Origin of the sequence: Mycolicibacter minnesotensis (genome assembly GCF_010731755.1) — a bacterium.
Taxonomy (GTDB): Bacteria; Actinomycetota; Actinomycetes; order Mycobacteriales; family Mycobacteriaceae; genus Mycobacterium; species Mycobacterium minnesotense.
In genome coordinates this window covers 1,766,222-1,784,124 of the sequence record NZ_AP022589.1, presented here as the reverse complement: position 1 = coordinate 1,784,124, position 17,903 = coordinate 1,766,222, and the positions used below count along the sequence as shown (strand labels likewise).

The window sequence follows — 17,903 nt, the reverse complement described above, 5'->3', positions numbered from 1 at the left end:
ACCGCCATCGGCACCGTACCGCAGCCCTATACCCCGCAGTCGGCGGAGAAATTCATCGCGGCGTGATCAAACGGGCAGCGGCTTCGACCGCGGCCGCACGGCGGTGTGCGATCGTGGCGGCGTCCTCGGTGCCGGCGGCGGGGTCCGGCCAGGTGGCCCAGGCCATCCCGATGCCGAACAGCATGACCAGCAATTCTTCGGGATCCCAGTGGGGATCGACGTGGCCGCCGGCTTGGGCCGCAGCCACGACGTCGGGCCCGAGCGCCGGCATCATCTCGGCGTCGGGCGGGATGAGGTCGAGTTCTTCCAGGCGAGCCCAGGTGATCATTCGGATGTGTTCGGGGTGTGCACGGGCCAGGTCGTAGATGTCGCCGACGAATTCGGGCAGTGCGTCGGGACGCGGGACGATGGCGCCGAGAAAGTGCGCGGTGTCGGCGGCGACCACTTCACGAAAGAGGCTTTCTTTGTCGCCGAAGTGGGCGTAGAGCCGTTCCTTGCTCGCCCGAGCGTGCTTGGCGACCCGGTCGATGCGGGCACCGGCGAGGCCGTATCGGGCGAACTCCGCGCGAGCCGCGGACAGGATCTCGTCGCGTAGCTCGGCCTGTTTTCGCATCGCTGAAACCCTAGCGATCGGTGTCGGCCGAGGTCGGGGTCGCTGCCGATCGCCACGACAGGGGATTGAGCGCACGGTAGGGGTCGGTGCAGCGGATCTGCTGCAGATCCTTGAGGTCAGCCTCGAGTTGAGCCTGGGTGTCGTCTTTGACCCGATGAGTCCAGTCTTCCGGGGAGAGGTCCGGCGGCCTGACCGTGGTGATCGGCGATCCGAAACGGAGGTACATCCGTTGGGGTCGTGGCACCAGGGTGGGGCCGACGCCGCGCAGGAGCGGCATGGCCATGTCGGCGCGGCCGTTCAGCCGCCGGCCGAGCCATTCGCTGGCCCGGCCGTAGAGTCCCGTGCGGGTGGTCAGGCTGGTGTAGACGTCGTCTCCGCCGACGAGGGCCGCGGTCACGATCGGGTACTGATGCTCGATGGCGACGCGGGCGAAGCCAAAACGATTGTCCCAGCGCAGCTGGTATTGCTCCCCTTTGAACTTGGAGATCTCCCGGCCTCCGCCGGGGAACACCAGGATCGGCTCGTCGGCCCGCATCAGCGTTGCGGCAGCCTCCGGAGATCCGATGATGGCTCCGTACGCCGCCACCAGGCTGGCCTGCAGTCCCCCGCCCTTCCCGAATTGGCGATCAGCGAGGGTGCGGACCTGTCTTCCCAGGGCCTGACGCACGAAGTAGGGGATCAGGATCACTTCCGCGGCGGCGAGCTGGGTGTGGTTGCCGACGAGAAGAAAGCGGCCATCGGCCGGCAGGTTCGCCAGCCCCTCGACATAGGGCTGGTAGATGTTCATCAGCGGTTCCAGGTTGTCGGCCGCCGTGGCCAGTGCGCTGCGCAGAATCCGCTCTCCGGCCGACCGGGTTCCGTCGCCGAGCGACGCGGGCGCAGTGATCGCCGCGGTGGTGGTCATGGTGTGCCGTCCTTTCACAGCCCAGCCCTGGGCCGATACAGCCCAGGTTAGCAAGAAAAGAACGAACTAGTTTGTTTGGGTCATGAGGGCGGGCTCGCAAATGACCAAGAAAACGGCCAGCGTGGCACCGCTCGTCAACGCCCGCCTAGTGAGCGCGGCCGGTCCGTGAGAAACTCTCCTGGTTTTCCCCGGGCTACGTGTTTGGCCAGCTCTGCGCCAGGCGCACTCGGCACCGGTGATCGAGAGGAACCCAAGAGTGAACGAGCGACCTGGAGCCGTATTGGAGCAGCAGACCGGGGCGGGCGCGGGCCCGTCGCTGGGGTGGCGCCCCACGAGCGCGCCGGCCGCGTTCGCTCCCAACGACATCGCAGACCTCATCGGCTACGTCCGCCACCCGCTGCACGTGGTGCGCGAGACGGTCACCGGCATGCTGGGTCTGGCCCTGGGCGGTGAGGTGGTCGGCGCAGGCGAGTCGGACGTGGCCCTGGTGGGCACACTGCCGCCGATCTACCCCGAATGGCTGGGCGACCGCGAGTTCTGCGAGGCGCACGGCGTGCGCTTCCCCTACGTCACCGGCGCGATGGCGAATGGCATTGCGACGCCGGCTTTGGTGATCGCCATGGCCGAGGCCGGAATGATGGGCTTCTTCGGCGCGGGTGGACTGTCCTACGAGGCCGTCGAACGCGGTCTGGATGAGATCCAGACCGCATTGGCGGGACGGCCGGGCCTGGCCTGGGGCGCCAACCTGATCCACTCGCCCAACGAGGTCTCCCTCGAGACGCGCGTCGCCGAATTGTTCATTGCGCGGAAAGTCCCCGTGGTCGAGGCCTCGGCATTCATGAAGCTCACGCCCGCGGTGGTGCACTACGCGCTGGCCGGCTTGGACACTGACGCGGCCGGCAATATCGTGCGCCGCAACCACGTGATGGCCAAGGTGTCGCGGCCGGAGGTGGCGCGCATGTTCATGGAACCGGCGCCGGCGGCCCTGGTCGCGGGGCTGGTGGCGGCCGGAAAACTGACCGAGCGCGAAGCCGAGCTGTCCCGGTATGTGCCGGTAGCCGAGGACATCACGGTGGAGTCCGACAGCGGAGGGCACACCGACAACCGCCCGCTGCCTGCGCTGTTCTCCGAAATCGTCATGCTGCGCGACACCCTGGCCCAACAGCATCCCTTGACCTGCCGGGTGCGGGTGGGTGCGGCGGGTGGCCTGGGCGCACCGCAGGCGGTCGCCGGCGCCTTCGCGATGGGCGCGGCCTATGTGCTGACCGGGACCGTCAACCAGGCCTGCGTGGAGTCGGGCCTCTCGGAGCCCGGACGCGCCATGCTGGCCAAGGCCGGGATCGCGGACGTGATGATGGCCCCGGCGTCGGACATGTTCGAGATGGGCGTCAACCTGCAGGTGCTCAAGCGGGGGACGATGTTCGCCCCGCGCGGCAAGAAGCTCTACGAGTGGTACGCGGGCAATCCCGATCTGGCCACCGTGGTGGCCAAGCATGGCCCCGAGCTGGAGAAGATTCTGGGCACCACCGTGGCCGAGGTGTGGGCGGACACCCAGCGGTACTGGCAACAGCGTGACCCCGGGGTGCTCGAACTGGCCTCCCGGGACCCGAAGTACCAGATGGCGTTGGTGTTCCGCTGGTACCTCGGGCAGTCGAGCCGGTGGGCCATCACCGGCGTACCCGAGCGAGTCCTGGACTATCAGGTCTGGTGCGGCCCCGCCATGGGCGCGTTCAACAGCTGGGTGGCCGACAGCTATCTGGAGCCATGCGAAAACCGGCAAGCCGTCCAGGTGGCGCTTAACTTGCTCGAAGGCGCGGCGCACATCAGTCGTGCCGGTGCCGCCCGCTCCGCAGGGGTGCCGGTACCGGCCAAGGCGTTCGCCTACAGCCCGCGCCCGCTGGCGGTTTAGGGCGACCGTCACGATGCGGTCTGCCGGCGCATTCCCGCTGCTGGCGTGATCAAATACGTGACATTTGGACGGTCGACTGTAATGCACGCGGGGGCCCCGGGCGGCCCTCTTCGATGTGTGATGGCTACAACATTCTGATAGTGTCCCGGCAACGTCTGGCCATCGGGATGAACAGCGAAACCCCAGCTTCGACCCACTGTCACCGATAGCGAAACTTAGGCTTTCGATGTATTCCGTCAAGGCCGTGCTTAAGGAGACCCGTGGCAGCCAAACATCCACCTGTCGCAGTAGTCGGCGTCAGCGCACTGTTCCCCGGGTCGCCTGAAGCCGAGCGGTTCTGGCGCAACATCGTCGAGGGTGCCGACCTGTTCTCCGACGTACCCGAGTCGCACTGGCGGATCGACGACTACTTCGATGCTGATCCGCGCACGCCTGACAAGGTATATGCCCGACGCGGCGGATTCCTGCCATCCGTCGATTTCTCGCCGATGGACTTCGGTATCCCGCCGAACGTGCTCCCCGCGACCGACACGGCCCAGCTCCTAGCGTTGAGGGTCGCCCAGCAGGTGCTGGAAGACTACGCCGGCGGCGACATCTCCGGTATTGATCGCGAACGCGTCAGCGTGGTCCTGGGATCCTCCGGCGGCACCGAGATGTCGGGCTACATGAGTGGTCGCCTGCACCGGCCGATCTGGGAACGGGGGCTGCGCGCAGCCGGCCTCTCCGACGACGAGGTGACGGCGTTCAGCGACAGCGTCGCCGCCGGGTACACGCCCTGGCAGGAGAACACCTTCCCGGGCCTGCTCGGCAACGTCATCGCCGGCCGGATCGCCAACCGATTCGACCTCGGCGGAACCAACTGTGTGGTGGACGCCGCTTGTGCGAGTTCGCTGGCCGCGATCGAGATCGCGCTGCACGAGCTGTACCTGCGCGAGGCCGACATGGTTATCGCCGGGGGCGTCGACGCCTTCAACGACATCTTCATGTTCATGTGCTTCGCCAAGGTCACCGCGCTGTCGCGCACCGGCGACTGCCGCCCGTTCTCCGACCAGTCCGACGGCACCATGCTCGGTGAGGGCCTGTCGATGCTGGCTCTCAAGCGGCTCGACGACGCCGAACGAGACGGAGACCGTATCTACGCGGTGATCCAAGGCATCGGCACGTCCTCGGACGGGCGGGCCAAAAGCATTTATGCCCCAAGCCCCGACGGCCAGGCCAAGGCCCTGCGCCGGGCTTATGAGGCCGCCGGCTACGGCCCGGAGACCGTCGGGCTGGTCGAGGCGCACGGCACCGGCACCAAGGCCGGCGACGTCGCCGAGTTCACCTCCCTACGGCGAGTGTTCGACGAGTCGGGCCGCCAAGACCGCCAATGGTGCGCCGTCGGATCGGTCAAGTCCCAGGTCGGTCACACCAAGGGTGCAGCCGGGGCCTGCGGCCTGTTCAAGACCGTGATGGCACTGCATCACAAGGTCCTGCCGCCGACCATCAAGGTCGACCGGCCCAACCCGGGCCTGGAGATCGAATCCACGCCGTTCTACCTGTCCACGCAGTCCAAGCCCTGGATCGCCGACAAGGACGTCCCGCGGCGCGCCTCGGTGAGTGCCTTCGGCTTCGGTGGCACGAACTTCCACATCACGCTCGAGGAGTACGCCGGGGCGGGAAAGCACGCGCCGCGCTACCGGTCCTGGGAATCTGAGCTGATCATCCTCGGCGCGGACTCCGCGCCGGCGTTGGCGGCTGCGGCGACGGAGCTGGCCACGTCGCTGGTCGACTCGCCCGACATGCTGAGCTACCTCGCCTACAGCACGCAGGCGGCCTACGACGCAGCCCAGCCACACCGGCTCGCCGTCGTGGCCAACAGCGTCGAGACCCTGGGCACGATGCTCGACGAAGCCGCCGCCAAACTCCAGACACCGGGTGCGGACGCGTCCTTCAGCTCGCCCAAGGGCTACTACTACTCCAGCCGCCAGGCCGGACCCGTAGCGCTGCTGTTTCCCGGCCAGGGCAGCCAATACATCGGCATGGGCGCCGACATTCCGCAGCTCTACGAACCCGCCCTGGCCCCGTGGGAGCTCGCCCGAGCCGGCATGCTCAACGCAGACCGCGACCTGCACCAGGTGGTCTGGCCCAAGACCGCGTTCACCGACGAGGACCGGGCGGCGCAGGCTGCCGAGCTGACCAAGACCGAGTGGGCGCAGCCCGGTATCGGCGCACACAGCCTGAGCCTGATGTCGGTGGTCCGTTCGCTGGGCATCGCGCCGGTCTCCGTCGGGGGCCACAGCTTCGGTGAGGTCAGCGCCCTGTGCGCGGCGGGAGTGATCAGTGACGACGTCGCACTGCTGATCGCACGTGCGCGCGGCGCGCTGATGGCCCAGGCGGCCGCCAGCAGCGACGGCGCGATGTGTGCGGTGACCGCGCCCGCCGAGCAGGTCAGCCGCCTGCTGGGCGAGTGGGGACTGTCGGTCGTCATCGCCAACCACAACGCCCCCAACCAGGTGGTGCTCTCCGGTGACAGTGCGGCGATCGCCGACGCCGCACAGCGTTTCGGTGCGGCCGGCATGAATGCGCGGCTCCTCGATGTCGCCACCGCCTTCCACTCCGAGATCGTCAGTTCGGCGGCGGCGCCGTTCGGCGCATACCTGGCGGGGATCCCGTTCGGGGTGCCGCAGGTGCCCGTCTACGCCAATGCGACCGCGGCACCCTACGGCGGCAGCGCCGAGCAGATGCAGGCCACGCTGGCCAACCAGATCGCTCAGCCGGTCCGGTTCGTCGAGCAGGTTCAGGCCATGTGGTCCGCGGGCGCCCGCACCTTCGTCGAGGTGGGACCGGGCAGTGTGCTCACCAACCTCGTCGGCAAGTGCCTGGCCGGTCAGGACCACGTCGCTGTCGCCCTCGACGCCAAGGGGCGCAATGGGATCCGATCGCTGTGGATGGGCCTGGCCCAGCTCGTGGCTGCCGGCGTCCCGATGAACTTCCAGGCACTGTGGGCCGACTACCGCCACGGAGACGATCCCCGGACCCGCCCGGCACCGAAGCTGACGATCAAGCTCAGCGGCACCAACTTCGGCCGACCCGAAATCAACGACGAGCCGGTGTCCCGGCCCGCTCAGAAGTCCGAAAAATTTGAGAAGCCCAACCCCCGCAGTGACCACAACGGACACCCGACCGTATCGGAGCCCACGATGACAGCAGTTGACCCAATCGTTCCTGTAGCGAACGGTCTGCCGGCACATGTCCCGACGCACGTCCCGGTCCCGGTTCAGGCTGCGCAGGTCCCCATGGTCACCTCGCCCCTGGTGTCCGGTCCAGGTGCCGAGATGGTCACGCACATGGTCGGTGCCCTCGGCAGCATGCAGCAGACCATCGCCCACTTGCAGGGCTTGCTGCAGACCCTCGTCTCGAGCGCGGGAATGACGCCGATGCCGGTAGCCCAGCTGGCGTTCCCCACCGCGACCGCGGTGGTGCCGCCGCAGCCGGTGGCCACCTACGGCGTAGCGGCTGCCCCGGCTCACCCGGTGGCCGCCCCGGTGCACAACGGTGCGGGCACCGTGGCGCCGCCTGCGCCACCTGCCGCGCCGCCTGCACCTCCGGCCGCACCTGCCGCGCCGCCCGCCGCGCCGGTGACCAACGGCACGCAGGTAATGCCGGCGCCCCCGTCGGCACCGGTTGCGTCCTACAGTGCACCGCCTGCTCCGGCGCCTGCGCCCGCGGCGGCTCCCACTCCGGTCGCCACCATGCCGGCCCCGCCGGCTCCGGCTCCGGTGGCTGCGCCGGTGGCGCCTGCCCTTGCTCCTGCTGCTCCGGCGCCCGTTGCGGGTGTGGATCTGGTGGGGGACATGTTGGCGGTGGTTGCTGACAAGACGGGTTATCCGGTGGAGATGCTGGATCTGTCGATGGCTCTGGAAGCCGATCTGGGGATCGACTCGATCAAGCGGGTGGAGATCTTGTCGGCGGTGCAGGATCGTGTTCCGTCGTTGCCTGAGGTGGAGACGGCGACGATGGCGGCGTTGGTGACGTTGCAGGAGATCGTGGATTACCTGCAGTCCCTGATGGGTCCGGTGCTCCGGCCGCTCCGGTGCCTGCTCCTGTCGCGGTGGCTGCGCCGGTGGCGCCTGCCCTTGCTCCTGCTGCTCCGGCGCCCGTTGCGGGTGTGGATCTGGTGGGGGACATGTTGGCGGTGGTTGCTGACAAGACGGGTTATCCGGTGGAGATGCTGGATCTGTCGATGGCTCTGGAAGCCGATCTGGGGATCGACTCGATCAAGCGGGTGGAGATCTTGTCGGCGGTGCAGGATCGTGTTCCGTCGTTGCCTGAGGTGGAGACGGCGACGATGGCGGCGTTGGTGACGTTGCAGGAGATCGTGGATTACCTGCAGTCCCTGATGGGTCCGGTGGCTGCTCCGGCCGCTCCGGTGCCTGCTCCTGTCGCGGTGGCTGCGCCGGTGGTGCCTGCCCTTGCTCCTGCTGCTTCGGCGCCCGTTGCGGGTGTGGATCTGGTGGGGGACATGTTGGCGGTGGTTGCTGACAAGACGGGTTATCCGGTGGAGATGCTGGATCTGTCGATGGCTCTGGAAGCCGATCTGGGGATCGACTCGATCAAGCGGGTGGAGATCTTGTCGGCGGTGCAGGATCGTGTTCCGTCGTTGCCTGAGGTGGAGACGGCGACGATGGCGGCGTTGGTGACGTTGCAGGAGATCGTGGATTACCTGCAGTCCCTGATGGGTTCCTCGCCACCGGATCTGGTGGTGCCCAACGGATTGGCGGCAGGTGATCGCGCCCCTTTTGAGTTGACCGGAGCGGAGGTGGCGCGCTACGCGGTAGGCGCCACCGCCGCTCCGGTGAGCGGGATGGGCATGCCCGGTCTGTACACCGCCAGGACCGTCGAGATCGTGACGGCACCGGCGGCCCAGGCCGCATTGACTGAGACGGCCGAGGCCCTGGCCGCGATTCTGCGCACCCACGGCATCGGCGCCACTCTCGTCGCCGAGCCCGGCGCCGACACCGAGGCGGTCGTCCATCTCGGTGGACTGCGGCCGGTCGCCAGCCGCGAAGAGGCGCTGGCCGTCAACCGGGTGCTGTTCGCCGACGCGCAGCGCGTCGCAGCGTCATTCGCCGAGCGCGGTGGGGTCTTCGTCACCGTTCAAGACACCGGCGGTACCTTCGGCTTCCTGACCGACCCCGGGCTGCGGGCGTGGTCGGGCGGTATCGGCGCCCTGGCCAAGACCGCCGCCCAGGAATGGACCAGCGCGCAGGTCAAGGCGATCGACATCGCCGTTGGGACACAGTCGCCGGTGGGCGTCGCCGAGCGGATCGCCGACGAACTCCTCTCCGGCGGTGCGGAACTCGAAGTGGGCCTCGGCAGCTCACACGGCCGAATCACGGTGGTCGCGGGCGAGCAGCAGGTCACCAGCCGCACCCACCGGATCGGCTCGGCCGACGTGATCGTGGTCTCTGGCGGCGCCCGCGGTGTGACCGCCGGTTCGGTGATCGCCCTGGCGCAGCAGACCCAGGCGGCATTCGTGTTGATCGGGCGCACCGAACTCAGCGACGAACCGCCGGAGGTTGCGGGGCTTGCCACCGATGCAGAACTCAAGCGGGCACTGCTGGCCGCAGCTGCCGCGCAAGGCCTCAAGGTCACGCCCAAGCAGCTGGAGCAGCAGGCGCAACGCATCCTGGCCGACCGCGAGGTCCGGGCGACCCTGGCCGCGCTGACCGCGGCCGGCTCCCGCGTCCGCTACGCCGCAGCCGATGTCCGTGATGCCACGCAGCTGGGCGCTTTGCTGGACACCGTGCGCAACGAATTCGGTCCCATTACCGGCCTGGTGCATGGGGCGGGCGTGCTGGCCGATGCGCCGTTGCACAAGAAGACCCTCGACGGTTTCGACCGGGTCTTCGAGACCAAGGTCGGTGGAGCCTGCGCTCTGCTGGATGCGACGGCGGGCGACGCGCTCAAAGTCATCTGTCTGTTCTCGTCGGTAGCCGCGCGCAGCGGAAACGTCGGCCAAAGCGACTACGCCATGGCCAATGAAATCCTCAACAAGGTGGCCCTGGCCGAACAGGCGCGCCGCGGCCCCGCCTGCCTGGTCCGCGCCTTGGGCTGGGGTCCTTGGGATTCCGGCATGGTGACCCCGGGGCTCAAGGCAATGTTCGAGTCGCGCGGCATCTCGTTGATTCCGCTCGCCGACGGTGCCCGCGCATTTGTCGCCGAAGTTCTCGACGGTGATACCGCGAGCCCGGAGGTGACGCTGGGCGACGGCGTGCTGGCGGGCCTGCCCACGCATCCGATTCCGCCCGAGGGCCGAGTCGCGCGAGTGCTCGCACACGTTGCTCGGCAGCCCTACCTGCTCGATCACCGAGTCCAGGGCAATGTAGTGCTGCCCGTGGTCCAGGCGCTCGAATGGTTCATCCGGATGGCCGAGGCGTTGCGGCCCGGCCACCACGTGGACCGGGTGCTAGACCTCAAGGTGCTGCGCGGCGTGACGCTCTACGAATTCGAGAAGCACGGCAACCCCCTGCTTGTGCGTTGCGTTCCCACCGAGGAGCGGCCCGAACTGCTGACCATGACGCTTTCCGACATCGAAGGTTCGACCGCTTACTACTCGGCCACCATCGAAATGCGTTCCAGCGCAGCCGCGGTGCCCAGCGTGCAGGTGACAGCGCCGGGAATCCGTGGGTTGGACCGCTCGGCCTGCTACACCGGTGGAGCCCTGTTCCACGGGCCGGCATTCCAGGTGCTCGACGGAATGGACTGCGCTGAGACGACCGCGGTCGCCGACCTGCACGGGCTGACGTCGGTGGGCTGGGTGGGGGAGGGCTGGGCCACCGACCCGGCCGCCCTCGACGGCTGCCTTCAGGCAGCACTGGTCTGGAGCTACGAGCTGCTGGGCCGCAACGTCCTTCCGCTGCGTATCGGCGAGATCGTGCGCTACGGTTCCGGTCCTCTGGGCGCTGGATTACGATGCGTGCTCAGTGGAGGGGAAGCCAAGACCAGCCGCGCCGTGTGCGACCTCGACCTGATCGACGCGGACGACCAGCTGGTGGTCAGTCTCAAACGACTCGAGTTGTATCCGTACGGCGGCTGATTCGACGGCGGCTGATACGAAGTGAAGTTTGATCCCATCGCGATCGTCGGGCAGGGCTGTGTCCTGCCCGGGGGACTGAACGCGAGTCAACTCTGGAACACGGTGCGCGCCGGCCGGGATGTGCTGGGCTCGCCCGGCCCCGACCACTGGGGCGTATCGGCGGCACGCGTCCTGTGTGCCCCGACCGAGGTGCCCGAACTCGACCACACCTGGTCGGATCGCGGCGGCTACGTCCGCGGATTCGACGACGTGTTCAACCCAGGCGGGCTGTTCTTGGACGCCGACGACCTCGTCGGCCTGGACCCGCTCTACCGGTGGGGCGTTGAAGCCGCCCGGCAGGCGCTCGACAGCGCCGGATGGCGGGCGGGTGAAGTGCCGGGCGCGGCCGGTATCGCGCTGGGCAACCTGAGCTATCCCACCAAGAAGATGACCGACCTCGCCGAAAACGTATGGCGGGCAGGACTAGCCGGCTCCCAGTCCGGGGTGGACTGGCGCAATCGCTTCATGTCTGGCTTGCCCGCGCACCTGATCGCTCAGGCCCTGGGCCTGACCGGAGGGGCCACCGCCCTCGACGCCGCCTGCGCGTCATCGCTGTACGCCATCAAGCTGGCTTGCGACCGGTTGCACGACCGCACCGCGGACGTGATGTTCGCCGGCGGCATCAACGGGGCGAGTGATCTGCTGCTGCACGTGGGCTTCACCGCCTTGCAGGCCCTGAGCCGCACGGGCCGCTCACGCCCGTTCAACACCGGTGCCGACGGCCTGGTGCCCGCCGAAGGCGCAGCGATCCTGGTGTTGCGGCGTCTCGATGATGCGATCGCCGACGGCGACCCGATCCTGGGCCTGATCCGCGGCGTCGGACTGAGCAACGACGGCCGCGGCCATGGCTTTCTGGTGCCCTCCCAGGACGGGCAGGAACGCGCGATGCGGCTGGCCTATGAGATGGCCGGACTGGAGCCCCAGGACATCTCCCTGATCGAATGCCATGCCACCGGAACCTCGCGCGGCGACCTGACCGAACTGATGAGCATGGCGCGCATCTTCACCGGAATGTCCGGCGTGCCCATCGGATCACTGAAATCCAATCTCGGCCATTCGATCACGGCGTCCGGGGCAGCGGGCGCAATCAAGGTACTGGCGGCGATGCGTGCCGGTGTGCGGCCCCCGACTCTGCACGCCGATGATCCGCTGCCCTTCCTCGCCGACTCGCCTTTCCGGCTGCTCACCGATGCCGAGCCCTGGGACTGCGACGGTCCGCGCCGTGCCGCGGTCAACAACTTCGGGTTCGGTGGCAACAACGCTCACCTGCTCCTCGAAGAATGGGTCGAAGGACGTGCGGTCTCGCCGGCGCCGCCGGTCCTCCCGACGGCTGCGCCTGACCCCGAGATCGCGATCATCGGCCTGAGCCTGCTGCTCGGCGACGGCCATGACACGGCCTCGGTGGCAGAGCACGTCGCGACCTGTCAGCCGATACCCGCCGCCTCGGGCGCGACGCTCCGCGGGGCCCGGATGACGGAGATCTGCCTGGATCTGACACAGACCCGTTTCCCGCCCGCGGACCTGAAACAGACACAGCCCCAACAGCTGGCGCTGCTGGGTGCGGCCCTGAACATCGGCGAGATCATCAAGGGCTTGCCGCCGGACACCACCAGCGTGGTCGTCGGGATGGGCTGCGACGCCGAAGTCGCCCGGTTCGGGCTGCGCTGGCGGTTGGCGGACGACGTCGAGGACGCCGATCAGCTTGCCGTGGCGCGGGACGGTGTCGTGCAGGGCTGGACGGCCGCCGGTGTTGTGGGTGCCATGCCCAACATTGTGGCGAATCGGCTCAACAGCCAATTCGACCTGCGTGGTCCGAGTTTCACGGTGTCACGAGAACAACTCTCGGGCACCACCGCGCTGGAGATGGCGGCGCGCGCGCTGCGCCGCGGCGAGATCGACGCCGCCGTGGTGGGTGCTGTGGACCTGAGCTGTGAGCCCGTGCACGAGGCAGCTGCGCGTGCCCTGCTGCACGCCGACGAGCAGATTCCCGGCGACGCCGCCGTCATCCTCGTGCTCAAGCGCGCCGCCGACGCCCGCCGTGACGGCGACACCGTCTACGCCACCCTGCTCGTCGAGGAAGAGCCCGACGCCGAACGACTGCACCTGGGCACCGCCCCCGGTGCGGTGAATCTGTCGGCGCTGTTGGGCCACGCGCACGCCGCATCGGGACTGCTGCACGTGGCCGCCGGAGTGCTCTACGGCGCACTGGGCGTATGGCCGGACGGTGAGCCCTGGACTTCTGAGCAGCGTTGCGTCGCTGTCGAACTCACCGGTATGGCCGACCAGCGGCAACAGGTCACGCTCACGTCGTCGGCGACCAAGGAGCAGTCCGCGACCTTGATCGCGCCGGCGCCGGCCGACACCGGCAAGAAACCGATCCGGCTCAACTTCCCGGCGCACCTGCCACCGGTCGTACTGCCGCCGCGGGTGGCGGTCCCGGGCCCGAACCCCCCTCATCAACTGGAGCGATTCATGCCGACACAACTCCCGATTCCCCCGGCGCTGGCCACCGTCGCGGAGTCGCTCGCACGGCTGCCGCTGGAGGTGTCCGCAACCACGTCGCTCCGGGTTGAGACGCCGCCGCCCGCAGCGGTGAACGAGGCTCCCACACCGGTCGGCCCCGTCAACCCGTCGGCAGGTGCCAGCCGGTCGAACCAGCCTGTCAGGCCCGCAGACAAGGTGGTCCCGGCGCCGACGGTCAAACGCGAGCCGGTCGGGCTCACCCTCGACAAAGACGGCCTGCGGGTGCACTCCTCGGGCAACATCTCCGAGATCTTCGGGCCGGCGTTCGCCGAGCAGGACCAGTACGCACGGCAGGTCCGGATGCCCGAGCCGCCCCTGCTGTTGGCGGATCGCTTACTGGGCATCGACGCCGAACCGGCCAAACACGGCACCGGAACACTGTGGACCGAAACCGATGTCACCGCCGATTCATGGTGGCTGCAGCAGGCCCGGATGCCCGCCGGAATCATGATCGAAAGCGGTCAGGCCGACCTCATGCTCATCTCCTGGATGGGCGCGGATCTGCTCAACAAGAGCGAGCGGGTGTACCGACTGCTCGGCTGCGAGGTGACCTACCTGGGGGGCCTTCCCGAGATCGGCGACACCCTGCGCTTTGACATTCACGTGGACGGACACGCCCGGCAAGGCGATGTGCGCCTGTTCTTCTTCCACTACGACTGCACCATCGACGGTGTCGAGCGCATGTCGATGCGCAATGGCCAGGCCGGATTCTTCACCGACGAAGAGCTGGCCGCCTCCGGCGGAGTGCTGTGGCGTCCCGAAGACCAGACGGTCAGCGGGCCCATGGAGGTGACTCCCGCCCAGACGGCGCGCACCTCACTGCAGCGCGCCGACCTGGAGGCCATGGCGGGCGGCGAGATCTGGCGGACGTTCGGCCCGGGCTTCGAGAAGGCCGGCAGCCACACCCGCCCACCCCGCATCCACGGCGGCGACATGCTGTTCGTCGACGAGGTGACCGACCTCGACCTCACCGGCGGCCCGTGGGGCCGTGGATATCTGCGCGCGGTTGCGCCGGTAACTCCCGAAAACTGCTTCTTCGCCGGCCATTTCAAAAACGATCCCTGCATGCCTGGCACGCTCATGTACGAGGCGACCATGCAGACCATGGCGATCTACATGACCGCACTGGGCATGACCCTGGACTGCGACGGCTGGCGCTTCGAACCCGTTCCCTTCGAGACGTACAAGCTGCGTTGCCGGGGCCAGGTCACCCCGCAGTCGCGGGAAGTCGTCTACGAGGTGTTCGTCCGGGAGGTGATCGCCGGTCCCGAGCCGACCCTGTTCGCCGACCTGCTCTGCACCGTCGACGGACTTCCCGCCTTCCATTGCGAGCGGATGGGCCTGAAGCTGTCACCGGGATGGCCGATGGACACCGGCGCCGCAGAGCTCGAAGGCTACGTCGAACCCAAACCGGTCGCCGAAGTCAACGGGTTCCGCTACGACTACCAGGCGATGCTGGCCAGCGCGATCGCCAAGCCGTCCATGGCGTTCGGGCCGCTGTTCGAGAAGTTCGACTCTCCGCGCAAGGCGGCCCGGCTGCCCGGCCCGCCGTATCACTTCATGTCCCGGGTCACCGAACTGGTGGGCGAGACCGGCGTGATGAAGGCCGGTGCCGAAGTCGTCGTGGAGTACGACGTCCCCGCCGACGCCTGGTACTTCGTCCAGAACGGTGCGGCCAACGGGCATGAGACGATGCCCAACGCGGTGCTCATGGAGGTCGCGCTGCAGCCATGCGGCTGGCTGGCCAGCTATGTGGGCTGTCCGTTGGACGGCGAGGCGGACCTGTTCTTCCGCAACCTCGACGGCACCGGAACCCAGCACCGTGAAGTCACTCCGGCTACCGGAACGCTGCGTATCAAGGTGAAGCTGAAGAGCCTCGCCAAGGCCGCCGGAACCATCATCGTCGCTTTCGACGGTGAGGTCCTCGACGACGACGGACCCGTCTACACCTTCGACACCGTGTTCGGTTACTTCAAACGCGAAGCGCTGCAGAACCAGGTGGGCCTGCCGGTCAGTGATGCACAACGTGCCGCACTGGCTCAGGCCAGCGTGGCGCCTGCGGTCGACCTGACCACGCAGCCCGCTGAGTTCTTCGGTGCCGGAGCGCGGCTGGCCGAGCCCATGTTGTTGATGGTCGACCGGGTGACCGGGCGCTGGCCTTCCGGCGGCGCCGCCGGGCTGGGCCAATGGCGCGGGGTCAAAGACGTCAACCCCGGCGAGTGGTATTTCAAGGCGCACTTCTTCCAGGACCCGGTCCAACCCGGATCGCTGGGTATCGAAATGCTGTTGCAGCTCCTGCAGTTCGGGATGTTGGACCTCGGCCTGGGCAAGGAGGCGGGACCGTCGGCGCGGTTCGAGCCGGCCGCCCTTCATGACGCCATGACATGGCGTTATCGCGGTCAGATCATTCCCACCAACAAGCAGATCACGGCGCAGGTGGAGATCACCAGGATCGTTCGAGAGGACGCCGGCATCCTCGCGGTGGCCGAGGCGTCGCTGTGGGTGGACGACAAACGGATCTACACCGCCAGCAACCTGGGCATGCGGATCGTCGTCGGTACCGGTGAGCAGAGGTCGCCGGCGCAGGCCGCGGCGATACCCACGACCGCGGTGGCGCCTGCGCCCGCAGCGGTGGCCACGACAACCACGATGGACGTGACGCTGGACCCGGCCACCGACGCGTGGGTCGTCGACCACTGTCCCACCTACGTCATTCCCTCGCTGCCGATGATGTCGGTGATGGACCTGTTCGCGCAGGCCGCGGTCCGGGCCACCGGTGGCGCCAAGGTGGTCGAGGTCACCGACGTCCAGATGGTGCGGTGGGTCGTCGTCGACGCCCCGAAGCAGCTGCGGGTGGTGCTCGAGCAGCTGCCCGAGTGTGGCCGTTTCCGCGGCCGCCTGGAGGTGTGGCGGGACGCACCACGAGCGGAGTTGTCCCGCTGGGAGATTCACGCGCACGCCCACGTCGTCACCGCCGCTTCCTACACCGGCGAGCCGGAGCTGCCGGCGCCGCTGGACGGTGCGGTGCCTTACGCCGATCCCTATGACGGAACCGTCTTTCACGGTCCGGCGTTCGCGACCCTGATCGACGGCGCCCGGATCGGCCGCAACGGTTCCAGTGGAACCCTCGCCATCGATCGCTGCGCCGTTCCGATCGGTGAGTTGCAGCCGGGACTGCTCGACGGTGCCTTGCATGTCGTACCGCACACGGCCATGAGCGTGTGGACCAGTGGCACCGCCGACCCGGCCTCCTACGCTCATGCGCTCGACCCCGATGTGGGGTTTCCGCGCCGCATTCTGTCGGCTCGGTTCTACGCCGAGACCCCCGTGGCGGGAACCGTTGACGTGCAAGCCCGATTCGTCGGCTTCGATGACGACGAAGGCCGCATGCCGACGTTCGACCTGTGGCTCAGTGCCGGAGGACGGCCGTGGGCGCGAATCCGGATGGCCGAGTTTCTGCTGAGCAAGGGGCCATTGGCGGAGGTCGGCGGGCCGGAGCGGCGCGCGTTCATGGGAGAACGGCGGGCGGTCCCCGGGCTATCGTTGAGCGAGCGACTGGGCCGCGGTGTGCTGGCACTCGACGCCGCCCGGATGGCAACTCTGGACTGGTTCAAAGGCACCTTGCAGGCGGTCTACGGATCTGACGCTCAGGGCGATGCGCTGATGGTCGAGATCGCGACCAAGGAGGCGGTGGCCGACGCCGTCCACAACGCCATCCACCCCTGCCAGGTTCAGGTCGTCGATGGTCAGGTGAGCTGTCCGGCGCTGCCGCTGGAGCGGATCACCGTCGAGGTCGAGACCCTGGGTCCGGGTGCGTGCCGTGCGCGTGCGACTTCGGTGACCGACTGGGAGCCGATCCGAGCGTGGTGGACACAGAGCGCGGGCATGCCCGACGGATGGTTTGGCGAGCTTGCCCTCGGCGCGGTACTGGCCCGCTACGTGCGGCACGTCGTGGTGACCGACCCTGCCGCGATGGCGGCCGTCTACGGCCGTCCGGTGTTGGTGTTGGCCAATCACCAGGTGCAGGTCGAATCGTTGCTCGGCACCACGATCGGATCCTGGCTGACCGGAACCAAGGTGGTCACCATCGGACACGCCAAGCACGAGACCGGCTGGGTGGGAAACCTGCTGCGCATGATCGACGCCGCCGCGGGCAAGGAACTGGGGCACCTCCGCTATTTCGACCAGCAGCAGCCGCAGGAGTTTTTCGCTCTGGTGGACGAACTCAAGCGGGAGGCGGCCTCCCTCGGCGTATCGGTGATGGTCCATGCCGACGGCACACGCAGCGTCAGCTCGGGTCAGCGGGTTGAGCGACTGACGTCCACGCTCCTGGACATGGCGCTGGAGATGTCGATGCCGATCGTGCCGTTGTACTTCGCGGGAGGACTGCCCGAGGAGCCATTGCCGCACAAGCTCGAGGTGCCCTACGGCCATACCGCCCAGGACTACATCTTCGGCCGCCCGATCCTGCCCGAGGAGCTGCGCGGAATGCCCTACGCCGAGTTGCGGCGTTACGTCATGGACGCGATCAACGGGCTCGCACCGTTCAGCGACGCACCGCATGCGCCGAACTACGACGTGGAGAGTCGGATCACCGCCGCGGCTCCGGGAGCGTCGCCGCTGGAATCGGTCTGGTTCTGCATCGAGGACGCGTTGGATGCCCTGCCTGTCGACTGGCGGAATCTGGTCTCCGACGGGGAATGGGAGATGGTGCGGGCGGGCGAGGCCAGCCCGTCCTGAACGGGCGCCCGGCCTCGGCGTCGTGTTTGACGACGGCTGAGGCAGGCGGCTAGCTTAGTTGGCGATCGCGGCACGGCCGTCTAGCTGCGCAGCT

The 17,903-nt window shown here is 68.1% G+C and carries 6 protein-coding genes; 4 read left to right on the top strand and 2 right to left on the bottom strand.

The genetic code is table 11. The annotated features are described in order from the left end of the window. Positions 1–52: 52 nt before the first annotated feature. Both G6N09_RS08260 and G6N09_RS08255 read right to left on the bottom strand, forming a co-directional pair. The gene (locus tag G6N09_RS08260) at positions 53–613 is read right to left on the bottom strand and encodes a TetR/AcrR family transcriptional regulator (RefSeq protein WP_083026659.1); all 561 of its coding nucleotides are present in this window, start codon (positions 611–613) and stop codon (positions 53–55) included. A gap of 10 nt (positions 614–623) precedes the next feature. Next, positions 624–1,517: a lysophospholipid acyltransferase family protein gene (locus G6N09_RS08255; RefSeq protein ID WP_083026660.1), complete on the bottom strand. Its 894-nt coding sequence runs from the start codon at positions 1,515–1,517 to the stop codon at positions 624–626. A gap of 256 nt (positions 1,518–1,773) precedes the next feature. Here G6N09_RS08255 and G6N09_RS08250 point away from each other — a divergent pair, with 256 nt between their 5' ends. From G6N09_RS08250 to G6N09_RS08235, 4 genes are all read left to right on the top strand, one after another. Continuing rightward, positions 1,774–3,426: a PfaD family polyunsaturated fatty acid/polyketide biosynthesis protein gene (locus G6N09_RS08250; RefSeq protein ID WP_234807048.1), complete on the top strand. Its 1,653-nt coding sequence runs from the start codon at positions 1,774–1,776 to the stop codon at positions 3,424–3,426. A 260-nt stretch (positions 3,427–3,686) separates the two neighbouring features. Next, positions 3,687–7,772: a type I polyketide synthase gene (locus tag G6N09_RS19960; protein WP_163752726.1), complete on the top strand. Its 4,086-nt coding sequence runs from the start codon at positions 3,687–3,689 to the stop codon at positions 7,770–7,772. After that, positions 7,658–10,507: an SDR family NAD(P)-dependent oxidoreductase gene (locus G6N09_RS08240; RefSeq protein WP_244959518.1), complete on the top strand. Its 2,850-nt coding sequence runs from the start codon at positions 7,658–7,660 to the stop codon at positions 10,505–10,507. The genes G6N09_RS19960 and G6N09_RS08240 overlap by 115 nt, the downstream gene beginning before the upstream one ends. 21 nt (positions 10,508–10,528) lie before the next feature. After that, positions 10,529–17,809: a beta-ketoacyl synthase N-terminal-like domain-containing protein gene (locus G6N09_RS08235; protein ID WP_163752721.1), complete on the top strand. Its 7,281-nt coding sequence runs from the start codon at positions 10,529–10,531 to the stop codon at positions 17,807–17,809. Positions 17,810–17,903 lie beyond the last annotated feature (94 nt).